This is a genomic window from Pseudomonas sp. USHLN015, from assembly GCF_037153275.1.
In the GTDB taxonomy this organism is placed as follows: domain Bacteria; phylum Pseudomonadota; class Gammaproteobacteria; order Pseudomonadales; family Pseudomonadaceae; genus Metapseudomonas; species Metapseudomonas tohonis.
Map to the genome: position 1 here is coordinate 114448 of NZ_JBBCKP010000001.1, position 21275 is coordinate 135722.

General features: G+C 68.4%; 22 protein-coding genes. 17 read left to right on the forward strand and 5 right to left on the reverse strand.

What is annotated here, in order from left to right; all coding sequences use genetic code 11:
• Positions 1–13: 13 nt before the first annotated feature.
• Both WFQ67_RS00485 and WFQ67_RS00490 read left to right on the forward strand, forming a co-directional pair.
• The gene (locus tag WFQ67_RS00485; RefSeq protein WP_173175060.1) at positions 14–1021 is read left to right on the forward strand and encodes an aspartate carbamoyltransferase catalytic subunit; all 1008 of its coding nucleotides are present in this window, start codon (positions 14–16) and stop codon (positions 1019–1021) included.
• Positions 1021–2292 (forward strand): dihydroorotase, encoded by a 1272-nt coding sequence (locus WFQ67_RS00490; protein WP_337055921.1) that lies wholly within the window; start codon positions 1021–1023, stop codon positions 2290–2292. Before WFQ67_RS00485 ends, WFQ67_RS00490 begins: the two co-directional genes overlap by 1 nt.
• 53 nt (positions 2293–2345) lie before the next feature.
• Here WFQ67_RS00490 and WFQ67_RS00495 read toward each other — a convergent pair whose 3' ends face one another.
• The 3 genes from WFQ67_RS00495 to WFQ67_RS00505 form a co-directional block, all read right to left on the reverse strand.
• Entirely contained in the window at positions 2346–3530 is a 1185-nt protein-coding gene (locus tag WFQ67_RS00495) for a trans-sulfuration enzyme family protein (RefSeq protein WP_337055922.1), read from the reverse strand.
• On the reverse strand, positions 3527–4906 hold the full coding sequence (locus tag WFQ67_RS00500) for a pyridoxal-phosphate dependent enzyme (protein ID WP_213627940.1): 1380 nt from the start codon (positions 4904–4906) through the stop codon (positions 3527–3529). The genes WFQ67_RS00495 and WFQ67_RS00500 overlap by 4 nt, the downstream gene beginning before the upstream one ends.
• A gap of 112 nt (positions 4907–5018) precedes the next feature.
• The gene (locus tag WFQ67_RS00505; RefSeq protein WP_173175068.1) at positions 5019–5414 is read right to left on the reverse strand and encodes an NINE protein; all 396 of its coding nucleotides are present in this window, start codon (positions 5412–5414) and stop codon (positions 5019–5021) included.
• Positions 5415–5515: 101 nt separating this feature from the next.
• On the opposite strand from WFQ67_RS00505, the gene WFQ67_RS00510 reads away from it, so the two are divergent.
• A complete protein-coding gene (locus WFQ67_RS00510; protein WP_337056134.1) occupies positions 5516–6730 on the forward strand; it encodes a putative DNA modification/repair radical SAM protein in 1215 nt (404 codons plus the stop codon).
• Positions 6730–8223, forward strand: coding sequence for a UdgX family uracil-DNA binding protein (locus tag WFQ67_RS00515; RefSeq protein ID WP_337055923.1), 1494 nt, complete (start codon positions 6730–6732; stop codon positions 8221–8223). Before WFQ67_RS00510 ends, WFQ67_RS00515 begins: the two co-directional genes overlap by 1 nt.
• Here WFQ67_RS00515 and WFQ67_RS00520 read toward each other — a convergent pair.
• Positions 8156–9301: a PilT/PilU family type 4a pilus ATPase gene (locus tag WFQ67_RS00520; RefSeq protein ID WP_111262597.1), complete on the reverse strand. Its 1146-nt coding sequence runs from the start codon at positions 9299–9301 to the stop codon at positions 8156–8158. The two genes, WFQ67_RS00515 and WFQ67_RS00520, sit on opposite strands and share 68 nt — an antisense overlap.
• A gap of 129 nt (positions 9302–9430) precedes the next feature.
• Entirely contained in the window at positions 9431–10465 is a 1035-nt protein-coding gene (gene pilT, locus WFQ67_RS00525) for a type IV pilus twitching motility protein PilT (protein ID WP_111262598.1), read from the reverse strand.
• Between the two features lie 68 nt (positions 10466–10533).
• Between pilT and WFQ67_RS00530 the strand changes: the two genes are divergently transcribed.
• From WFQ67_RS00530 to WFQ67_RS00590, 13 genes are all read left to right on the forward strand, one after another.
• On the forward strand, positions 10534–11229 hold the full coding sequence (locus WFQ67_RS00530; protein WP_213627934.1) for a YggS family pyridoxal phosphate-dependent enzyme: 696 nt from the start codon (positions 10534–10536) through the stop codon (positions 11227–11229).
• Positions 11230–11243: 14 nt separating this feature from the next.
• Entirely contained in the window at positions 11244–12062 is an 819-nt protein-coding gene (gene proC / locus WFQ67_RS00535; RefSeq protein WP_213627932.1) for a pyrroline-5-carboxylate reductase, read from the forward strand.
• A 5-nt stretch (positions 12063–12067) separates the two neighbouring features.
• Entirely contained in the window at positions 12068–13285 is a 1218-nt protein-coding gene (locus tag WFQ67_RS00540; protein ID WP_337055924.1) for a hypothetical protein, read from the forward strand.
• A 150-nt stretch (positions 13286–13435) separates the two neighbouring features.
• Positions 13436–14029 carry a YggT family protein gene (locus WFQ67_RS00545; RefSeq protein ID WP_173175076.1) on the forward strand — a complete coding sequence of 198 codons (594 nt, stop codon included), beginning with the start codon at positions 13436–13438 and terminating at the stop codon, positions 14027–14029.
• A complete protein-coding gene (locus WFQ67_RS00550) occupies positions 14029–14325 on the forward strand; it encodes a DUF167 domain-containing protein (RefSeq protein WP_213627928.1) in 297 nt (98 codons plus the stop codon). Before WFQ67_RS00545 ends, WFQ67_RS00550 begins: the two co-directional genes overlap by 1 nt.
• A gap of 198 nt (positions 14326–14523) precedes the next feature.
• Positions 14524–16503, forward strand: a complete 1980-nt coding sequence (locus tag WFQ67_RS00555) for a dynamin-like GTPase family protein (protein ID WP_173175080.1) — start codon at positions 14524–14526, stop codon at positions 16501–16503.
• A 100-nt stretch (positions 16504–16603) separates the two neighbouring features.
• The gene (metX, locus tag WFQ67_RS00560) at positions 16604–17743 is read left to right on the forward strand and encodes a homoserine O-succinyltransferase MetX (RefSeq protein ID WP_213627924.1); all 1140 of its coding nucleotides are present in this window, start codon (positions 16604–16606) and stop codon (positions 17741–17743) included.
• 10 nt (positions 17744–17753) lie between these two features.
• Complete coding sequence (gene metW / locus WFQ67_RS00565; RefSeq protein ID WP_213627922.1) at positions 17754–18374, forward strand: methionine biosynthesis protein MetW; 621 nt, start codon at positions 17754–17756, stop codon at positions 18372–18374.
• 15 nt (positions 18375–18389) lie between these two features.
• Positions 18390–18809, forward strand: a complete 420-nt coding sequence (locus WFQ67_RS00570) for a DUF4426 domain-containing protein (protein WP_213627920.1) — start codon at positions 18390–18392, stop codon at positions 18807–18809.
• Positions 18806–19399, forward strand: coding sequence for an RdgB/HAM1 family non-canonical purine NTP pyrophosphatase (gene rdgB / locus WFQ67_RS00575; protein ID WP_213627918.1), 594 nt, complete (start codon positions 18806–18808; stop codon positions 19397–19399). The genes WFQ67_RS00570 and rdgB overlap by 4 nt, the downstream gene beginning before the upstream one ends.
• 53 nt (positions 19400–19452) lie before the next feature.
• A complete protein-coding gene (hemW, locus tag WFQ67_RS00580) occupies positions 19453–20610 on the forward strand; it encodes a radical SAM family heme chaperone HemW (RefSeq protein WP_337055927.1) in 1158 nt (385 codons plus the stop codon).
• A gap of 17 nt (positions 20611–20627) precedes the next feature.
• Positions 20628–20951, forward strand: coding sequence for a DUF3392 domain-containing protein (locus WFQ67_RS00585; RefSeq protein WP_213627914.1), 324 nt, complete (start codon positions 20628–20630; stop codon positions 20949–20951).
• Between the two features lie 57 nt (positions 20952–21008).
• Positions 21009–21263, forward strand: a complete 255-nt coding sequence (locus tag WFQ67_RS00590) for a hypothetical protein (protein ID WP_213627912.1) — start codon at positions 21009–21011, stop codon at positions 21261–21263.
• Positions 21264–21275: the final 12 nt, after the last annotated feature.

Consider the following 21275-nt stretch of genomic DNA (forward strand, 5'->3'; position numbering starts at 1 on the left):
CAGGGCCTGCCCCATGCCGACAGACGCCAAGCGCCCGCTGCAGCTCAACGACCAGGGCCAGCTGCGCCACTTCCTCTCGCTCGACGGCCTGCCCCGCGAGCTGCTGACGGAAATCCTCGACACCGCCGACTCCTTCCTCGAAGTCGGCGCCCGTGCCGTGAAGAAGGTCCCGCTGCTGCGCGGCAAGACCGTGTGCAACGTGTTCTTCGAGAACTCCACGCGCACCCGCACCACCTTCGAACTGGCGGCCCAGCGGCTGTCGGCGGACGTGATCACCCTCAACGTCTCCACCTCCTCCACCAGCAAGGGCGAGACGCTGTTCGACACCCTGCGCAACCTGGAGGCGATGGCCGCCGACATGTTCGTGGTGCGCCACGCCGACTCCGGCGCCGCCCACTTCATCGCCGAGCACGTGTGCCCGGACGTGGCCATCATCAACGGCGGCGACGGCCGCCACGCGCACCCGACCCAGGGCATGCTCGACATGCTCACCATCCGCCGCCACAAGGGCGGGTTCGAGAACCTCTCGGTGGCCATCGTCGGCGACATCCTGCATTCGCGCGTGGCGCGCTCGAACATGCTCGCGCTCAAGGCCCTGGGCTGCCCGGACATCCGCGTGGTCGCGCCCAAGACCCTGCTGCCCATCGGCATCGAGCAGTACGGCGTCAGCGTCTACACCGACCTGGCCGAAGGCCTCAAGGACGTCGACGTGGTGATCATGCTGCGCCTGCAACGTGAACGCATGCAGGGCGGCCTGCTGCCCAGCGAGGGCGAGTTCTACCGCCTCTACGGCCTCAGCACCCAGCGCCTGGCGCTGGCCAAGCCGGACGCCATCGTCATGCACCCCGGCCCGATCAACCGTGGCGTGGAGATCGAATCGGCGGTGGCCGACGGCGCCCACTCGGTGATCCTCAACCAGGTCACCTACGGCATCGCCATCCGCATGGCCGTGCTGTCCATGGCCATGAGCGGCCAGAACACCCAACGCCAGATCAACCAGGAAGCCGAGGTGCAGAACTGATGCGTACCCACATCATCGGCGCCCGCCTCATCGATCCCGCCAGCGGTACCGACCAGGTCACCGACCTCTACCTGGAGGCCGGCAAGGTCGCCGGCATCGGCCAGGCGCCCGCCGGCTACGAGGCCGAGCGCAGCATCGACGCCAAGGGCCTGGTCGCCGCGCCCGGCCTGGTGGACCTCAACGCCGCCCTGCGCGAGCCGGGCTACAGCCGCAAGGGCAACATCGACAGCGAGACCCGCGCCGCCGCGGCCGGTGGCGTCACCAGCCTGTGCTGCCCGCCACTGACCCGCCCGGTGCTGGACACCCCCGCCGTGGCCGAGCTGATCCTCGACCGCGCCCGCGAGGCAGGCCACACCAAGGTCTTCCCCATCGGCGCACTGAGCAAGGGCCTGGCCGGCGAACAGCTGGCCGAACTGGTGGCCCTGCGCGACACCGGCTGCGTCGCCTTCTCCAACGGCCTGGCCAGCTTCGACAGCAACCGCACCCTGCGTCGCGCCATGGAATACGCGGCCACGTTCAACCTGACCCTGGTGTTCCATGCCCAGGACGCCTCGCTTGCCGACGGCGGCATGGCCCACGAGGGCGCCACCGCCGGCTTCCTCGGCCTGGCCGGCATCCCCGAGAGCGCAGAGACCGTGGCCCTGGCCCGGGACCTGCTGCTGGTGGAGCAGAGCGGCGTGCGTGCACACTTCAGCCAGCTCACCAGTGCCCGTGGCGCGCAGATGATCGCCGACGCCCAGGCCCGCGGCCTGCCGGTGACCGCCGACGTCGCGCTGTACCAGCTGCTGCTCACCGACGAGGCGCTGATCGACTTCTCCAGCCTCTACCACGTGCAACCGCCGCTGCGCACCCGCGCCGACCGCGACGGCCTGCGCGAAGCGGTGAAGAGCGGCGTGATCGGCGCCATCGCCAGCCACCACCAGCCCCACGAAGCCGACGCCAAGCTGGCGCCCTTCGCCGCCACCGAGCCGGGCATCAGCAGCGTCGAACTGCTGCTGCCGCTGGCCCTGAGCCTGGTGGAGGACGGCCTGCTCGACCTGCCCACCCTGCTCGCCCGCCTCACCGCCGGCCCGGCCCGTGCCCTGCGCCTGCCGGTGGGCCGCCTCGCCGTGGGCGCCCCGGCCGACCTGGTGCTGTTCGACCCGGCCGCCCGCACCCGTGCCGGCGAGCAGTGGCTGTCCAGGGGCCGCAACAGCCCCTTCATCGGCCAGGAGCTGCCGGGCAAGGTGCGCTACACCCTGATGGACGGGCACCTCACCTACCAGGCCTGACCGCCCGAGCATGAAGAAGCCCGCCATCCGGCGGGCTTCTTCGTTCCTGGCCGCTAGACCCGCGCCAGCGCCCGGGCCAGGTCGGCGCGCAGGTCCAGGACATCCTCCACGCCCACCGAGAGGCGCACCAGGCTGTCGCCGATGCCCAGTTCGGCGCGGGTCTCGGCGGGGATGGTGGCGTGGGTCATGATCGCCGGATGCTCGATCAGGCTTTCCACACCCCCCAGGCTCTCGGCCAGGGCGAACAGCTCGACGGCCTCGAGGAAGCGCCGTGCACCGGCCAGGTCGGTGGCCAGTTCCAGGGAGATCATCCCGCCGAAGCCGCGCATCTGCCGCCGCGCCAGTTCGTGCTGCGGGTGGCTCTCCAGGCCCGGGTAGTGCACCCGCGCCACCTGGGGCTGGCGCTCCAGCCAGCGCGCCAGCTCCAGGGCGTTGGCGCAGTGGCGCTCCATGCGCAGGGCCAGGGTCTTGACCCCACGCAGGGTGAGGAAGGCATCGAAGGGCCCAGCGATGGCACCCACCGCGTTCTGCAGGAAGCCCAGCCGCTCGCGCAGCGCATCGGCGCGGGCAGCACCACTGACCACCGCCACCCCGCCGATCACGTCCGAGTGGCCGTTGAGGTACTTGGTGGTGGAGTGCACCACGACGTCGAAGCCCAGCTCCAGCGGGCGCTGCACCCAGGGGCTGGCGAAGGTGTTGTCGGCGACGCTGATGATGTCGCGCTCGCGGCACAGCGCGGCGATGGCTTCCAGGTCCGCCAGGCGCAGCAACGGGTTGCTCGGTGTCTCGATCAGCACCATGCGCGTGTCCTCGCGCAGGGCCGCTTCCAGGCGACCGATGTCGGTGAGGTCGGCGAAGGCGAAGCGGTGCCCGGCGCTGCGCTGGCGCACCTTGTCGAAGAGGCGGAAGGTGCCGCCGTAGAGGTCGTTGCCGGAGACGACGTGCGAGCCGGCATCCAGCAGTTCCAGCACCGTGGAGATGGCCGCCAGCCCCGAGGCGAAGGCGAAGGCCTGGGCGCCGCCCTCCAGGTCCGCCACGCAGCGCTCCAGGGCCCAGCGCGTGGGGTTGTGCGAGCGCCCGTAGTCCAGGCCCTTGTGCACGCCGGGACTCTCCTGGATGAAGGTGGAGTTGGCGTAGATCGGCGGCATGATGGCCCCGGTGGAGGGGTCCGGTGCCTGCCCGGCATGGATCACCCGGGTGGCGAAGGCGCGCCCGGCGTCCTCGTGGTCGTGGCTCATGGCAGTGTCCTCCGCAGGTGGTTGAGCAAGTCGAAACGGGTGATGAGGCCGTGGAAGCCGGCGGCATCGGCGACGATCGCCACCAGGCCGCGATCCAGCACCGCCTCCAGTTCCACCAGGCTGGCGCCCGGCGCCAGGGTCTGCGGCGCGTCGGTCATGGCATCGGCGACCGGTGCGCGAAAGCGTTCGGCGTCGGCGTGCACGCTGAGCAGGATGTCCGACTCGTCGATCACCCCCACCAGGCGCGCGCCCTCCAGCACCGGCAGTTGCGAGACATCGGCCAGGCGCATGCGCTGGAAGGCGGTGAGCAGGGTGTCGCCCGGGCTGACGCTGACCACCCGCCCCTCCTCGAAGCGCCGCGAGATCAGGTCGCGCAGGTCGCCGTAGCGCTTGCGCGCCAGCAGCCCCTGGTCGCTCATCCACTGGTCGTTGTAGACCTTCGACAGGTAGCGGGTGCCGGTGTCGCAGACGAAGCTGACCACGCGCCTGGGCGTCGTCTGCTCGCGGCAGTAGCGCAGTGCGGCGGCCAGCAGCGTGCCGGTGGAGGAGCCGCCGAGGATGCCCTCGTTGCGCAGCAGCTCGCGGGCGTGGGCGAAGCTCTCCTCGTCGCTGACGGTGTAGGCACGGCGCACGCTGGAGAGATCGGCGATGGCCGGGATGAAATCCTCGCCTATGCCTTCCACCGCCCAGGAGCCGGGCGTGCCCAGCTCGCCGCTGCGGCTGTACTCGGCGACGATCGAGCCTTGCGGGTCCGCCAGCACCATCTCCAGCGCCGGCTGCACCCGGCGGAAGTAGCGGCTGAGCCCGGTAAGGGTGCCCGCCGAGCCGACCCCGACCACGATGGCGTCGACATCCTGGCCGGTCTGCTGCCAGATCTCCGGCCCGGTGGTGCTCTCGTGGGCCAGGGGGTTGGCGGGGTTGTTGAACTGGTCGGCGAAGAAGGCGCCGGGTATCTCCGCCGCCAGGCGCGCGGCCTGGTCCTGGTAGTACTCGGGGTGGCCCTTGCCGACGTCGGAGCGGGTGATGTGCACCTCGGCCCCCATGGCCTTGAGGTGCAGCACCTTCTCGGTGGACATCTTGTCCGGCACCACCAGCACCACCCGGTAGCCCTTGGCGCGCCCCACCAGGGCCAGCCCCAGGCCGGTGTTGCCGGCGGTGGCCTCGACTATGGTGCCGCCCGGCTTCAGCCGCCCGTCGCGCTCGGCAGCGTTGATCATGGCGATGCCGACGCGGTCCTTGATCGAGCCGCCGGGGTTCTGCGATTCGAGCTTCAGGAACAGGGTGCAGGGGCCGGTATCGAACCGGCTGACCCGCACCAGCGGTGTGTTGCCGATCAGGTCCAGCACTGCGGGACGCGTCGCGCTCTGCCCAGCCATTCTCGTCTCCTCATGGGACGGCCACATCGGTTTGGACGAGGCGGTCGCACGCAGGTTCAGGGATTGCTGAACATAGACGCCCGAAGAAAGCCCCGCAAAGCGGGGCGCAGGTTCAGCGACGGGCGTTGAGCACCGAGACCTGGGTGTTCAGGGTCCAGAAGTCGTAGAGCACGCCGAGCAGGAAGAAGCCGCCGGTGAACAGGTAGAGGATGCCGGTGATCCACTTGCCCTGGTACATGCGGTGCACGCCGAAGACGCCGAGGAAGGTGAGCAGGATCCAGGCCACGGTGTAGTCGTAGGAGCCGGCGTTGAAGCGCAGCGAAGCCTCACGGTCCATGGACGGGATCAGGAACAGGTCGATGATCCAGCCGATGAAGAACAGGCCGAAGGTGAAGAACCAGATCGTGCCGCTCACCGGCTTGCCGTAGTAGAAACGGTGAGCGCCGAGGAAGCCGAAAATCCACAGCAGATAGCCGATGAACGTGCTGTGCGTGTCTGGGCGTTGCATGTCTACTCCTCAAGGTCGCGACCATCCGTCGTTGACGGACTTGCGCAGGTTGCAGGGGCGGAAAATACTGTATGCACATACAGCAATCCATAGCCCCCTCCATGGAACTCATCGACAAGCTAACCGTGCTGGCCGACGCCGCCAAGTACGACGTTTCCTGCGCCAGCAGCGCCGCCCCCAAACGCAGCTCGGCAGGCAAGGCCGGCGTCGGCGCCACCAACGGCATGGGCATCTGCCACAGCTTCACGCCCGACGGGCGCTGCGTGGCACTGCTGAAGATCCTGCTGACCAATTTCTGCCTCTACGACTGCCAGTACTGCGTCAACCGCCGCTCCAGCGACGTGCCCCGGGCGCGCTTCACCCCCGAGGAGGTGGTGACCCTGACCCTGGACTTCTACCGGCGCAACTGCATCAGCGGGCTGTTCCTCAGCTCCGGGATCATCCGCTCCTCCGACTACACCATGGAGCAACTGATCCGCGTCGCCCGCCTGCTGCGCGAGGAGCACCAGTTCCGCGGCTACATCCACCTCAAGGCCATCCCCGACGCCGCGCCGGAGCTGATCGCCGAGGCCGGGCGCTACGCCGACCGCCTCAGCGTCAACATCGAGCTGCCCACCGAGGACGGCCTCACCCGCCTGGCCCCGGAGAAACGCGGCGCACCGATCCGCCGCGCCATGGGGCGCATCCGCCTGGGCGTCGAGGAGGCCAGCGCGGAGAAGCGCGCCCCGGCCTTCGCCCCCGCCGGGCAGAGCACGCAGATGATCGTCGGCGCCGACGACACCGACGACCGCACCATCCTCGACACGGCGCAGACGCTGTACGGCGCCTATCGCCTCAAGCGTGTCTACTACTCCGCCTTCAGCCCCATCCCGCAGAGCCCGAAGACCGTGCCCTTCGAGGCACCGCCGCTGCTGCGCGAGCACCGCCTGTACCAGGCCGACTTCCTCCTGCGCGGCTACGGCTTCGCGGTGAACGAGCTGATCGCCACCCCCGGCAACCTGCCGCTGGACATCGACCCCAAGCTGGCCTGGGCCCTGGCCAACCGCGCGCAGTTCCCGCTCGACCTGAATCGCGCGGAACCCGCGATGATCGCCCGCGTGCCCGGCATCGGCGTGCTCAGCGCCAACCGCCTGGTGGAGCTGCGGCGCGAGCGGCGCATCCGCTACGCCGACGTGGCCCGCCTGCGTTGCGCCATGGAAAAGGCCCGGCCCTTCATCGTCACCCAGGACTACCGCCCCCGCGACGCCACCCTGGAGTCCGCCGTGCTGCGCCAGCGCCTGGGCGATGCGCCTGCACAGCAGATGGCGCTCTGGTGATGCGCGCCATCCGCTTCGACGGCAGCTTCGCCGGCTGGCGCGAGCAGGCCCGGCAGTTGCTGCTCGAAGGCGTGGAGCCCCAGGCCGTCGACTGGACGCCCGGGTTGTTCGACGGCACCGAGCCGATGCCCGCTCCCGCCGGTACCGCCACGGTGTCCATTCCCCGCGAGCTGCCGGGGTTGCTGGCCGATGCCGCGCGCTTTCGCGCGGGCGACCGTTGGGCATTGCTCTACCAGGTGCTCTGGCGCGTGGCCCAGGGGGATCGCAGCGCCATGCTGGCCGGCGACCGCGACGGCTCCGAGTTGCAGCGGCGGATCAAGGCGGTGCGCCGCGAAGCCCACCACATGCACGCCTTCCTGCGCTTCCGCCCGAGTGACAAGGCACGGGGCGCACCGGACTACCTGGCCTGGCACGAACCGGCCCACGACGTGCTGGACCTGGGCGCCGAACACTTCGTGCCGCGCATGGGCCGCCACAGCTGGCTGATCGGCACCCCCGAGGGGCTGGCGCATTTCGATGGCGAACGGCTGGTCTACCAGTCGCCCTGCCCGCCCGGGCTGCGCGAGGCCATCGAAGGCCACGACGACCCGAGCGAGGCACTATGGACGGCCTACTACCGCAGCACCTTCAACCCCGCCCGGCTGAATCCCGAAGTGATGCGCAGCCATATGCCGGCGCGCTTCTGGAAGCACCTGGCCGAAGGCCCGCTGATTCCGCAACTGGTGGCCGATGCGCGCAGCGGCCGGCAGCGTCTGGCACAGGCCCCCGAGGTCGGCGCCCGGCAGGGCAAGGAGGTGCTGATCGCCAGCGATGCCGCGCAGCCGGAGCGGGCGGCCGACACGAACCTGGACCAGTGCCGGCGTTGCGATATCTGGCGCAACGCCACCTGCGCGGTGCCGGGCGAGGGGCCGGCGCAGGCGCGGATCATGCTGGTGGGCGAACAACCCGGCGACCAGGAGGACCTGGCCGGGCGCCCCTTCATCGGCCCCGCAGGGCAAGTGCTACAACGCGCCCTGGCCGAAGCCGGGCTGTCACGGCAGGACCTCTACCTGACCAACGCGGTGAAGCACTTCAAGTGGGAGCCGCGGGGCGGCGCGCTGGGCCGGTCGGCGACCCGCTGGCACGCCACGCCCAAGCCGGCGGAGATCCGCGCCTGCCACCACTGGCTGGCCCAGGAGCTGGACGAACGGCAACCACAGTGGGTGGTGGCGCTGGGGCGCACCGCCCTGGCCTCGCTGCTGGGCCTGCACGACCCACAGCGCGTACGCCTGGCGGACTTCGTCGGCAGGCCGCTGCGCCATGGAGACCGGTGGATAGTGGTGGCGCCGCACCCTGCGGCGGTGCTGCGCAGCCGCGAGGGCGGCCAGCAGCTGTACGAGGAGTTGGTGAACGCCCTGCGGCAGGCGCGGCAGGGCGATGGGCCGGTCAGCGGAAGCGACGGCCCGGGTCTTCCTCCGATACTTCCAGCGACAGGCCACCGCTCATGCTCGTGAGGTGGTCGCCGTCGGTCTCGGAACCGAGCTTGATCATCAGGCGCAGGTCGTTCGCCGAGTCGGCGTAGAGCAGTGCGTCTTCGTAGGTGATCTCGCCCTGGGAGTAGAGGGTGTACAACGCCTGGTCGAAGGTCTGCATACCCTGCTCGGTGGAACGCTTCATCAGCGGCTTGAGCTCGTGGACCTCGCCCTTGCGGATCAGGTCGGCGGCCAGCGGGGTGTTGATCAGCACCTCGATCACCGCGCGGCGGCCCTTGCCGTCCGGGGTCGGCACCAGTTGCTGGGCGACGATGGCCTTGAGGTTGAGGGACAGGTCCATCCACACCTGCTGCTGCCGGTCGGCGGGGAAGAAGTTGATGATCCGGTCCAGCGCCTGGTTGGCGTTGTTGGCGTGCAGGGTGGCCAGGCACAGGTGGCCGGTCTCGGCGAAGGCCACGGCGTGGTCCATGGTCTCGCGGGTCCGCACCTCGCCGATGAGGATCACGTCCGGCGCCTGGCGCAGGGTGTTCTTCAGCGCCACCTCGAAGGACTCGGTGTCGATGCCCACCTCGCGCTGGGTGACGATGCAGTTCTGGTGCTGGTGGATGTATTCGATCGGGTCTTCGATGGAGATGATGTGGCCGCTGCTGTTCTTGTTGCGGTAGCCGATCATCGCCGCCAGCGAGGTGGACTTGCCGGTGCCGGTGGCGCCGACGAACAGCACCAGGCCACGCTTGGTCAGCGCCAGCTTCTTGAGGATCTCCGGCAGCTTGAGGTCATCCAGGGTGGGGATGTTGGTCTCGATGCGGCGCAGCACCATGCCCACCAGGTTGCGCTGGTAGAAGGCGCTGACGCGGAAACGACCGATGCCACGGGCGCTGATGGCGAAGTTGCACTCGTGGTTCTCGGCGAAGTCGCGGCGCTGCTGCTCGTTCATCACCGCGAGGACGGTCTCGCGGGTCTGCTCCGGGGACATGGCGTTCTTGGTCACGGGCATGATCTTGCCGTTGACCTTCATCGACGGGGGGACGCCGGCGGTGATGAACAGGTCGGAGCCGCCCTTCTCGACCATCAGGCGCAACAGTTTCTCGAATTCCATGGTCTTTCTCGCAGTGAACGTGCCGGTCGCCTGGGGCGACGCCGAAAGCCCCGATGACCGGGGTTGCCGTCGCGGCGCGGGGCCGCGCTACGGCGAAACGGGCGCCCCGACCGGGGTACCCGCCGCTGGTTAGAAGTTTTCCGGGCTCTTGGCCTTCTCGCGAGCGCTTTCGCGGCTCACCAGGCCCTTGGCCACCAGCCCCTTGAGGCAGCTGTCCAGGGTCTGCATGCCAAGGCCACCGCCGGTCTGGATGGCGGAATACATCTGCGCCACCTTGTCCTCGCGGATCAGGTTACGGATGGCCGGGGTGCCGATCATGATTTCGTGGGCCGCCACGCGACCGCCACCGATCTTCTTCAGCAGGGTCTGGGAAATGACCGACTGGAGGGATTCGGAAAGCATCGAGCGGACCATCGACTTCTCCTCGGCCGGGAACACGTCGACCACCCGGTCGATGGTCTTGGCGGCGGAGGTGGTGTGCAGGGTGCCGAACACCAGGTGGCCGGTTTCCGCGGCGGTCAGCGCCAGGCGGATGGTCTCCAGGTCGCGCATCTCGCCCACCAGGATGATGTCCGGGTCTTCCCGCAGGGCCGAGCGCAGGGCTTCGTTGAAGCCGAGGGTGTCGCGGTGCACCTCGCGCTGGTTGATCAGGCACTTCTTCGATTCGTGGACGAATTCGATGGGGTCCTCGACCGTGAGGATGTGGTGGTACTTGGTGCCGTTGAGGTAGTCGAGCATCGCCGCCAGGGTGGTGGACTTGCCCGAACCGGTCGGCCCGGTCACCAGCACCAGCCCGCGCGGCACGTCGGAGATCTTCTTGAAGATCTCGCCCATGCCCAGGTCCTCCATGCTCAGTACCTTCGAGGGAATGGTACGGAACACGGCGCCGGCGCCACGGTTCTGGTTGAAGGCGTTGACCCGGAAACGCGCCACGCCAGGGACTTCGAAGGAGAAGTCGGTCTCGAGGAACTCCTCGTAGTCCTTGCGCTGCTTGTCATTCATGATGTCGTAGATCAGCGCGTGCACCTGCTTGTGGTCCATGGCCGGCAGGTTGATGCGGCGCACGTCACCATCGACGCGGATCATCGGCGGCAGGCCGGCAGAGAGATGCAGGTCGGATGCGCCCTGCTTCGCGCTGAAGGCGAGCAGCTCAGTAATATCCATGGGACTCCCCAATTCCAAGCGGTTAGAATGCCGCAGACCCACTCAGGCCGGGCTGTAGAGCGCAGGTAATGTCCACGATAGCAGAGAATATTGCAAAGGTTCGCACGCGTATCCGTGAGGCGGCGCAAGCCTCGGAGCGTGATTTTTCCGCCATCGGCCTGCTGGCCGTGAGCAAGACCAAACCGGCGGCCGCGATCCGCGAAGCGCACGCCTGTGGCGTCGTCGATTTCGGCGAGAACTACCTGCAGGAGGCCCTGGCCAAGCAGCAGGAACTCACCGACCTGCCGTTGACCTGGCATTTCATCGGCCCCATCCAGTCGAACAAGACCAAGCCCATCGCCGAGCACTTCCACTGGGTGCACTCGGTGGACCGTCTGAAGATCGCCGAACGCCTCTCTGCGCAGCGCCCGGCCGGCTCCGCGCCGCTGAACGTCTGCCTGCAGGTGAACGTCAGCGGCGAGGCGAGCAAGTCCGGCTGCGCCCCCGAGGAGCTGCCGGCCCTGGCGGCGGCGGTCTCGACCCTGCCGAACCTGCGCCTGCGCGGGCTGATGGCCATCCCCGAACCCACGGAGGACCGGGCCGAGCAGCACGCCGCCTTCGCCCGCCTCCGGCAGCTTGCACACTCACTGGACCTGCCACTGGACACCCTGTCCATGGGCATGAGCCACGATCTCGAAGCGGCCATAGCCGAAGGTGCCACCTGGGTCCGCATCGGTACGGCCCTGTTCGGCGCCCGCGACTACGGCCAGCCCGCACAGCAATAAGGAAGGAAGCATTCATGAGCACTACCCGCATCGCGTTCATCGGCGCCGGCAACATGGCCGCCAGCCTGATCGGCGGCCTGCGCGCCCAGGGCGTCCCGGCCAGCCATATCCGCGCCAGCGATCCCGGCGCCGAGCAGCGCGCCAAGGTGGCCGCCGAGCACGGCATCGAGGTGGTGGAAAGCAACGCCGAGGCGGTGCGTGACGCCGACGTGGTGGTCCTGGCCACCAAGCCCCAGGTGATGAAGGCCGTGTGCGAAGCCCTCGCGCCGAGCCTGTCCGCCGGGCAGCTGATCGTTTCCATCGCCGCCGGCATCCCCTGCGCCAGCCTCGCGCGCTGGCTGGGCGTCGACTCCATCGTGCGCTGCATGCCCAACACCCCGGCGCTGCTGGGTGAGGGCGCCAGCGGCCTGTACGCCACCGCCGCGGTCAGCGCCGAACAGCGCCAGCAGGCCGAGCAGTTGCTCAACGCCGTGGGCATCGCCCTGTGGCTGGACGAAGAGAAGCAGATCGACGCCGTCACCGCGGTTTCCGGCAGCGGCCCGGCCTATTTCTTCCTGCTCATGGAAGCCATGACCGCCGCCGGCGAGAAGCTCGGCCTGAGCCCGGACGTCGCCGCCCGCCTGACCCTGCAGACCGCCCTCGGCGCCGCGCGCATGGCGGTGGCCAGCGATGTCGGCCCGGCCGAACTGCGCCGCCGCGTGACCTCGCCCAACGGCACCACCGAGGCGGCCATCAAGTCCTTCCAGGGCAACGCCTTCGAGTCCCTGGTGGAGCAGGCGCTGCAAGCCGCCGACCAGCGCTCCGCCGAGCTGGCGGAACAACTGGGCCAGTGACCGCCATGCGCCCGCCGTCGCTGCGACACCTGCGCTCCCCGCTGGAGCGCGCCACTGCGGGCGCAGCCTTGCTGGCCCTGGCCCTCTTTTCCGGCAACGCCGCACAGGCTGCCGACTGCCCCGCCCCCGTGGCATCGGAACAGACGGTGGCCGCCGCCCAGCAGGAACTGCAACGCCGCCTCGACGAGCGCACCGGCGAACTCGACGACGCCCTCGCCGCGCCCCTGGTGGCGGCACTGGACGCCTACAAGGAAGCGCTCACCAGCGCGATCGACGCGCAACTGGCCTGCAGCGACGAAGCCGTCGAGCCTGCGGCCCTGCAGGCGCAACTCGCCTCGCACCTGGCACCCGGCGACGGCGAAACCGGGACGGACGACGAAGGCACTGTTTTCGTGGTGCGCCGCGAGGACGCGCCCGATCCCATGCTGCTGGTCAACGCCGGCTTCGGCATCCCCTGCGGCGACGACAACCTGCTGCTCGGCTACAGCCGCGAGGACGGCCGCTGGGTGCGCAGCCTGGACTGGCGCAGCAAGGGTTATACCGAGATTTCCGGGGCCAATGGCGACTTCTTCCGCTTCCTGCGCCTTTCCGGCGGGCAGCTGGTGATCGCCCACGGCACGCCCTGGTGCACCTCGCGCTGGAGCCGCCTGGCCATCGACGTCGTCCAGCCGCGCCAGGGCGGTGAGCCCCAGCGCGTCCTCGACCACCTCGAGCACGGCTATGTGCGCGACGAGGTGGAGACCCGCCTCAAGCCCACCCCGGATGGCTTCGAGCTGCGTACCGAAGTGGGCATGCTGGATGTGGACCTGCTCACCCGTCCCGGCATCCTCCGCTACCGCCTGGACGGCGGGGCGCTGCACCGGGTGCAGCCCGCCGCCAGGAGCGGCCGCGACTTCGTCGACGAGTGGCTGCAGGTGGGTGCGGAAACCGCCCGTGAATGGAGCGACCCGGACACCGCCAGCGACACCCTCGCCGCCCGCGAGCGCCTGCTGGCCCTGGAAGCGCGGCGCGACGTGACCCTCAACTACGGCGCCGTGCGTGGCTGCAAGGCCGCGCCGGAGCGCTTCCAGGTGGAAGTGGAGCTGAGCAGCGAGCAGCCCCTGGAGGACGGCGACCACCGCTACCTGACGATCCGCCAGGAGCCCGGCGGCTTCACCCTGCTGGCGGTGAGCGACGCGGCGGACCCGGGTTGCCAGGGGCCCGACCTGATGGCGGGGCGCTGAGAAAACCGCCATGCATACAGCCCGCAACAGATTTTCGCGACTGCCGGCGACGAATTCCCTACATTATTCCCACGCAACCCCGTGGCACGCCGATCGCGCCATGCGCCCCGTGCTCGTCCATGGGGTCCCAACGCCCACAAGGAACGCCTAATGACCGGACTTTCCACCGCCGCCATCTACGTCATCCAGACCCTCGGCAGCCTGTACCTGCTGATCGTCCTGCTGCGCTTCATCCTGCAACTGGTGCGCGCCGACTTCTACAACCCCCTCAGCCAGTTCATCGTGCGCGCCACCAAGCCGCTGCTGAACCCCCTGCGCAAGGTCATCCCCGGCTTCGGCGGGCTGGACCTGGCCTCCCTGGTGCTGGCCATCCTGATCCAGCTGCTGCTGATGATCGTCACCCTGGTCCTGATGGGCTACGGCGTCGCCGGCTACGTCCTGCAACTGCTGGTCTGGTCGCTGATCGCGGTGACCTCGCTGTTCATCAAGGTGTTCTTCTTCGCCATGATCATCAGCGTGATCCTCTCCTGGGTCGCCCCCAACAGCTACAACCCCGGCGCCCAGCTGGTGAACCAGATCTGCGAACCGCTGCTGGCGCCCTTCCGCAAGTTGCTGCCCAACCTGGGTGGCCTGGACATCTCGCCGATCTTCGCCTTCATCGCCCTGCGCCTGATCGACATGCTGGTGATCGGCAACCTGGCGGTGATGACCGGGATGCCGAAGATCCTCAGCCCCTTCATGTGATGAGCTTCTTTCGCTGGGACGGCGAGGACCTGCTCCTCGACGTCCACCTGCAGCCCAAGGCGAGCCGCGACGAATTCGCCGGGCTGCATGGCGAACGCTTGAAGATCCGCCTCACCGCGCCGCCGGTCGAAGGCAAGGCCAACGCCCACCTGCTGGCCTTCCTCGGCCAGGCCTTCGGCGTCGCCAAGAGCCTGGTGAGCCTGGAAAGCGGCGAGCTGAACCGGCAGAAGCGCGTGCGCATCCGCCACCCGCAGAAGCTCCCGGACCTGCCCGGACTGACCGCTCGCCCCCTCTGACAGACCTTAAGGCGGGAGGCGGGGCGAGCCGATTGACGGCGCTGCCGGGCCCCGGATAATGCGAGACATTCCTCCGCTCGCGCCATTCAGGGGCGGGCCGCCCGGCCAGGGCAAGCGGCAGCCGCCAGGTCGCCGTCGCATCGATATCGAGTTCCCACATTTCTGTACGCAGGACGCGCTACCGGAAGGAGAGCCAGGATGAGCATGGAACGTCTCAGTCAACAGGTCGATGCCTACGTGGCCTGGAAACGCGAGCTGGTCCGCGAGATCACTCGCTACCGCAGCTGGCTGGAGCACAACCGCCTCAACTCCGCAGCGGTGCAGGACAAGCTCGAGCGCGCCCTGCGCCTGCTGCGCACCGACCACATCACCCTGGCCTTCGTCGGCGAGTTCTCCCGCGGCAAGACCGAGCTGATCAACAGCCTGTTCTTCTCCGAGTTCGGCCAGCGCATGCTGCCGTCCCACGCCGGGCGCACCACCATGTGCCCCACCGAGCTGTTCTTCGACCCGCGCTCGGAACGCTCCTATATCCGCCTGCTGCCGATCGAGACGCGCACCGCCTCGGCCAGCGTCGCGCAGTTCAAGCGCATCCCCCGGCACTGGGTGAACATCCCGCTGGACACCAGCGACCCGGACAACATGGTCCAGGCCTTCACCCAGGTGGCCAAGACCAAGCCGATGCCGGTGGAGCAGGCGATCCAGCTTGGCTTCCACCCCGACGCCCTCGAATCCGCCGGCCGCCCCGGCATGGTGCTGGTGCCGGCGTGGCGCCACGCGATGGTCAACTTCGACCACCCGCTGCTGCGCCAGGGCCTGCGCATCCTCGACACCCCGGGCCTCAACGCCCTGGGCAGCGAGCCGGAGCTGACCCTGTCGATGCTGCCCAGCGCCCAGGCGATCATCTTCCTGCTGGCCGCCGACACCGGCGTCACCGCCAGCGACATGGACATCTGGCAGCAGCACATCCGCCAGCTCGACGAGGACACCCAGACCAGCCTGTTCGCCGTGCTGAACAAGATCGACGTGCTCTGGGACGACCTGGCCGGCGAGACCTTCGTGCAGAACGCGATCCGCCAGATCCAGGAGTCCACCGCCCGCCAGCTCGGCATCCGCCGCGAGGACGTGTTGCCGCTGTCGGCCAAGCAGGCGCTGCTGGCCAAGGTGCGCAAGGACCATGAACTGCTCGAGCGCAGCCAGATGGCCAACCTCGAGACCCTGCTCTGCGAGCGCATCGTCGCGCAGAAGGAGCGCCTGCTTGAAACCCGCGTGGTCAACCAGGTGCTGGCCCTGCTGCAGAACAGCCAGCACGTCCTGAGCCTGCGCCTGGAGAAGGTGCGCGAGCAGCAGGAGCTGCTCAGCAACCACCAGCAGGACAATGGCCAGATGCTCTTCGAGCTGACCGCCCGCACCAAGGAAGACCATGCCCGCCACCACCGCCGGCTGCTCGGCCTGAAGACCAACCAGCGCCTGCTCAAGCGCCAGGGCGACACGCTGCGCGCCGCCGCGCGCCCCGAACGCCTGGAGGAACACCTGGCCAAGGTGCGGCGCAACCTCACCAGCAGCTGGACGACGGTCGGCATCAACCAGGCCATCCTGCATTTCTTCCGTTCGGTGGAGGCCGACCTGCACAGCCTCGAACACGAGGCCGACATGGCCAACAAGATGGTCCTGGCCATCTACCGCCGGCACAACGAGGAAAACCCGCTGCAAGGCGTCGACGCTCCGCAGTTCGACGTCTTCCGCTACCAGCGCGAGCTGCGCCAGCTGCGCGGCAAGGCCGACCAGTTCCGCCTGCACCTCAAGACCCTGCTCACCGAGCAGCGCCTGCTCACCCGCCGCTTCTTCGCCACCCTGGTCCAGGAAGTGATCGGCATGCACCAGCGCCTGCGCCAGGACGCCGCGCAGTGGGCCAACGAGGCGCTGATGCCGCTGATGCAGAACACCCTGGAGCACAAGCAGCTGCTGGAAACCCACATGCTGCGCCTCAAGGCCCTGGCCCAGGACACCCAGCAGGCGCGCCAGCGCGTGCTGCAGCTGTCGCGCTACACCGACGAGCTGGAGAAGCAGCTGGCCCAGGCCAACGACATGCTCCGCGCGCTGCGTCGCCCGGCGCCCATCCAGCGCCAGGGCAAGGTGGTCAGCCTGCCCGGCCTGGTGCGCCAGCAGCACGAGGCCTGAGCCTTTCGATTCAAGGGTTTGGCCGCCGTTCCGCCTGCTTGCCGGGTGGGACGGTGCTCTTTAGACTGGCGCCCTTCCCAGATAAAGAGCAGCGGCTGCGATGCCCACCGTCATCCCCGAAGATTCCGTCGGCCTGGTCACGCCCCAGGTGCAGCGTTTCAGCGAACCGCTGCCGCTGGCTTGCGGTCGCAGCCTGGCCGAGTACGAGCTGGTCTACGAGACCTACGGCGAGCTGAACGCCAGCCGCAGCAACGCCGTGCTGATCTGCCACGCCCTCTCGGGCCATCACCACGCCGCCGGCTACCACAGCATGGAAGACCGCAAGCCGGGCTGGTGGGACAGCTGCATCGGCCCCGGCAAGGCCATCGACACCCGCCGCTTCTTCGTCGTCAGCCTGAACAACCTCGGCGGCTGCAACGGCTCCACCGGTCCCTCCAGCATCAACCCGGCCACCGGCAAGCCCTTCGGCGCCGACTTCCCGGTGATGACGGTGGAGGACTGGGTGCACAGCCAGGCACGCCTGGCCGACACCCTGGGCATCAGCCAGTGGGCCGCGGTGGTCGGCGGCAGCCTCGGCGGCATGCAGGCCCTGCAATGGACCATCAGCTACCCCGAGCGCGTGCGCCACTGCCTGGCCATCGCCTCGGCGCCAAAGCTCTCGGCGCAGAACATCGCCTTCAACGAGGTGGCGCGCCAGGCCATCCTCACCGACCCGGAGTTCCACGGCGGCCACTTCCAGGACCAGGGCGTGATCCCCAAGCGCGGCCTGATGCTGGCGCGCATGGTCGGCCACATCACCTACCTCTCCGACGATGCCATGGGTGAGAAATTCGGCCGCGGCCTGAAAAGCGAGAAGCTCAACTACGACTTCCACAGCGTCGAGTTCCAGGTGGAAAGCTACCTGCGCTACCAGGGCGAGGAGTTCTCCGGCCGCTTCGACGCCAACACCTACCTGCTGATGACCAAGGCCCTGGACTACTACGACCCGGCCGCGGCCCACGACGGTGACCTGGCCAGGACCCTGGCCGGCGCCACGGCAGACTTCTGCGTGATGTCCTTCACCACCGACTGGCGCTTCTCTCCGGCCCGCTCGCGGGAGATCGTCGACGCCCTCACCGCCGCGCGGAAGAACGTCTGCTACCTGGAGATCGACGCGCCGCAGGGCCACGACGCCTTCCTCATGCCGATCCCGCGTTACCTGCAAGCCTTCAGCGGTTACATGAACCGCATCGCCGTCTAAGGGAGACACCGTGCGCGCCGACCTCGAAATCATCCAGGACTGGATCCCCGCCGGCAGCCGCGTGCTCGACCTCGGCTGCGGCGACGGCGAACTGCTGGCCTGGCTGCGTGACCACAAGCAGGTCACCGGCTACGGCCTGGAGATCGACCCGGACAACATCGCCCAGTGCATCGGCAAGGGCGTCAACGTCATCGAGCAGGACCTGGACAAGGGCCTTGGCAACTTCGCCAGCAACAGCTTCGACGTGGTGGTGATGACCCAGGCGCTGCAGGCCGTGCACTACCCCGACCGCATCCTCGAAGAGATGCTGCGCGTCGGCCGCCAGTGCATCATCACCTTCCCCAACTTCGGCCACTGGCGCTGCCGCTGGTACCTCGCGCGCAACGGCCGCATGCCGGTGTCCGAGTTCCTGCCGTACACCTGGTACAACACGCCGAACATCCACTTCTGCACCTTCAAGGACTTCGAGGCCCTGTGCCGTGAAATGAAAATGAAGGTGCTCGACCGCCTGGCGGTCGACCATGAGCACCGCCACAACCTGGGAAGCCGTCTATGGCCTAATCTCCTGGGTGAGATCGGCATCTATCGCGTCAGCGGCCCCAGCGTGCTGGAAAGCCGTATCGCGATCTGACTGGAGACCGCCACCATGCGCCGCCTGACCCTTTTCCTCCTCGCCCTGTGCCTGGCCCTGCCGGCCGCAGCCGAACGCAAGCAGACCTTCGGTGACCTGGACGTGCATTACAGCGCGTTCAACTCGAGCTTCCTGCAGCCCGATGTCGCCGCCGCCGTCGGCCTGATCCGCAGCAAGACCCAGGGCGTGGTCAACATCGCGGTGCTCAAGGCCGGCAAGGCCAGCACCGCCCAGGTCAGCGGCCAGGTCAAGGACCTGCTCGGCAAGGTCACCCCGCTCACCTTCAAGCAGGTCAACGAGGGCGGCGCCATCTACTACCTGGCGCAGTTCCCCTTCAGCCAGCGCGAGATGCTCAACTTCACCCTGACGGTGCAGCAGGGCGACAACGCGCCGAACACCTTCAACTTCGACCAGGAATTCTTCCCAGACGAATGATGCCCTTCAAAGAACTGGTGCTGGCCAGCCACAACGCCGGCAAGCTCAAGGAACTCCAATCCATGCTCGGCGACAGCGTGCGCGTGCGCTCGATCGGCGAGTTCAGCGACGTCGAACCCGAGGAAACCGGCCTGACCTTTGTCGAGAACGCCATCCTCAAGGCGCGCAACGCCGCCCGCGTGTCCGGCCTGCCGGCCCTGGCAGACGACTCCGGTCTGGCCGTGGACTTCCTCGGCGGCGCCCCCGGCATCTACTCGGCACGCTACGCCGACGGCCAGGGTGACGCGGCCAACAACGCCAAGCTGCTGGCCGCACTGAAGGACGTGCCGGAAGCCGAGCGCGGCGCGCAGTTCATCTGCTCCCTGGCGCTGATGCGTCACGCCGACGACCCGCTGCCGATCCTCTGCGAAGGCGTCTGGCGCGGCCGCATCCTCTTCGAGGCCCGGGGCGAGCACGGCTTCGGCTACGACCCGCTGTTCTGGGTGCCGGAGGGCGACTGCTCCAGCGCCGAGATGCCGCCCGCCGAGAAGAACCGCTTCAGCCATCGCGCCCGCGCCATGGCCCTGTTGAAGCAGCGGTTGGGGATATGAAGAAGGAAGCTGCAAGCCACGAGCTGCAAGCCACAAGCGAAGAAGCTCCAAACTTGCCGCTTGCAGCTTCGAGCTTCCAGCTGCCGCCTCTGGCGGCCTACATCCACATCCCGTGGTGCGTGCGCAAGTGCCCGTACTGCGACTTCAACTCCCATGCCGCAGGCCCCGAGCTGCCCGAAGAGGCCTATGTCGACGCGCTGCTGGCGGACCTGGACGCGGACCTGCGCCACGTCCACGGTCGCGAGCTGACTTCGATCTTCTTCGGTGGCGGCACGCCCAGCCTGTTCAGCGCCAGTGCCCTTGGCCGCCTGCTGGATGGCGTCGAGCGGCGCGTGCCCTTCGCCCGCGACATCGAGATCACCCTGGAAGCCAACCCAGGCACCTTCGAGCAGGCCAAGTTCTCCGCCTACCGGCAGCTGGGCATCAATCGCCTGTCCATCGGTGTGCAGAGCTTCCAGGAAGCCAAGCTCAAGGCCCTGGGCCGCATCCACGACGGCGGCGAGGCGATCCGCGCCGCCGACATGGCGCGCAAGGCCGGCTTCGACAACTTCAACCTCGACCTGATGCACGGCCTGCCGGAGCAATCCATCGAGGACGCCCTGGACGACCTGCGCATCGCCATCGAGCAGGCGCCGACGCACCTGTCCTGGTACCAGCTGACCATGGAGCCGAACACGGTGTTCTGGACCCAGCCGCCGGAGCTGCCCGAGGACGACATCCTCTGGGACATCCAGGAGGCCGGTCAGGCGCTACTGGCCGAGCACGGCTACGCCCAGTACGAGGTCTCCGCCTATGCCCGGGAAGGCCGGCGCGCGCGGCACAACCTCAACTACTGGACCTTCGGCGACTTCCTCGGCATCGGCGCCGGTGCCCATGCCAAGCTGAGCGATCCGGCCGGGCACATCGTGCGCACCTGGAAGACCCGCCTGCCCAAGGACTACCTGGACCCGGCCAAGGCCTTCCAGGCTGGCGAGCGGGTGCTGGACGCCGGCGAGCTGCCCTTCGAATTCCTCATGAACGTGCTGCGCCTCACCGATGGCGTACAGGCCGAGCTGTTCACCACGCGCACCGGCCTGCCGCTGTCCGGCCTCGCCGAAGCACGCCGCGAAGCCGAGGCTCGTGGCCTGCTGGACGCCGACCCGGCACGCCTGGTGGCGACCCGGGAAGGCCAGCTGTTCCTCAACGACCTGCTGCAACACTTCCTGCCCTGAGGGGCTAAGGACAACGGATGGACCTGTTTCTGGACCTGGTCGCGACACTCTCCCGCTGGAGCCGCAGCCACCTCTACGACATCTCCCTGGCCATCATGGCGACCCTGCTGGTGCTGCTCGGCCCCGGTATCAACGCCTGGATCCAGCAACGCATCGGCGGTCTCAACTTCCTCTTCCGCACGCTGCTGTTCGTCGCCCTGTGCGCGCTGGGCTACGGCCTGGCGATGATCTTCCTCACCCCCTGGCTGGCCAAGGGCCTGGGTTATTTCAACAACTACACCCTGGCGCCCGTCCTGCTACTAGTCTTCTTCCTGATCGGCGTCCTCGCCGACCGCAACTGAGGCCCAGGGCACGCTCCGGCGGCCACTGGCCGCCACGTCATCGACACGGAGCACGCCATGAAGCCGATCAAGCATCTCTACATGCACTTCCAGGACGGCCAGCGCCTGGCGCTGCGCTTTCCCCAACAGTCCAGCGACCCGGTCGAGGTCGCACGCGGGCTGCGCAAGCAGATGGAATCGGCCTTCGTCAGCATCGAAGTGGACGGCGACCTGCTGCTCATCCCCCGCGAGAGCATCAAGTACATGCAGATCAGCCCTGCCCCGCCAGCCCTGCCGGAGCAGACCATCATCGGCGCGGAGATGATCAACTAGCGCCGCGCGGAC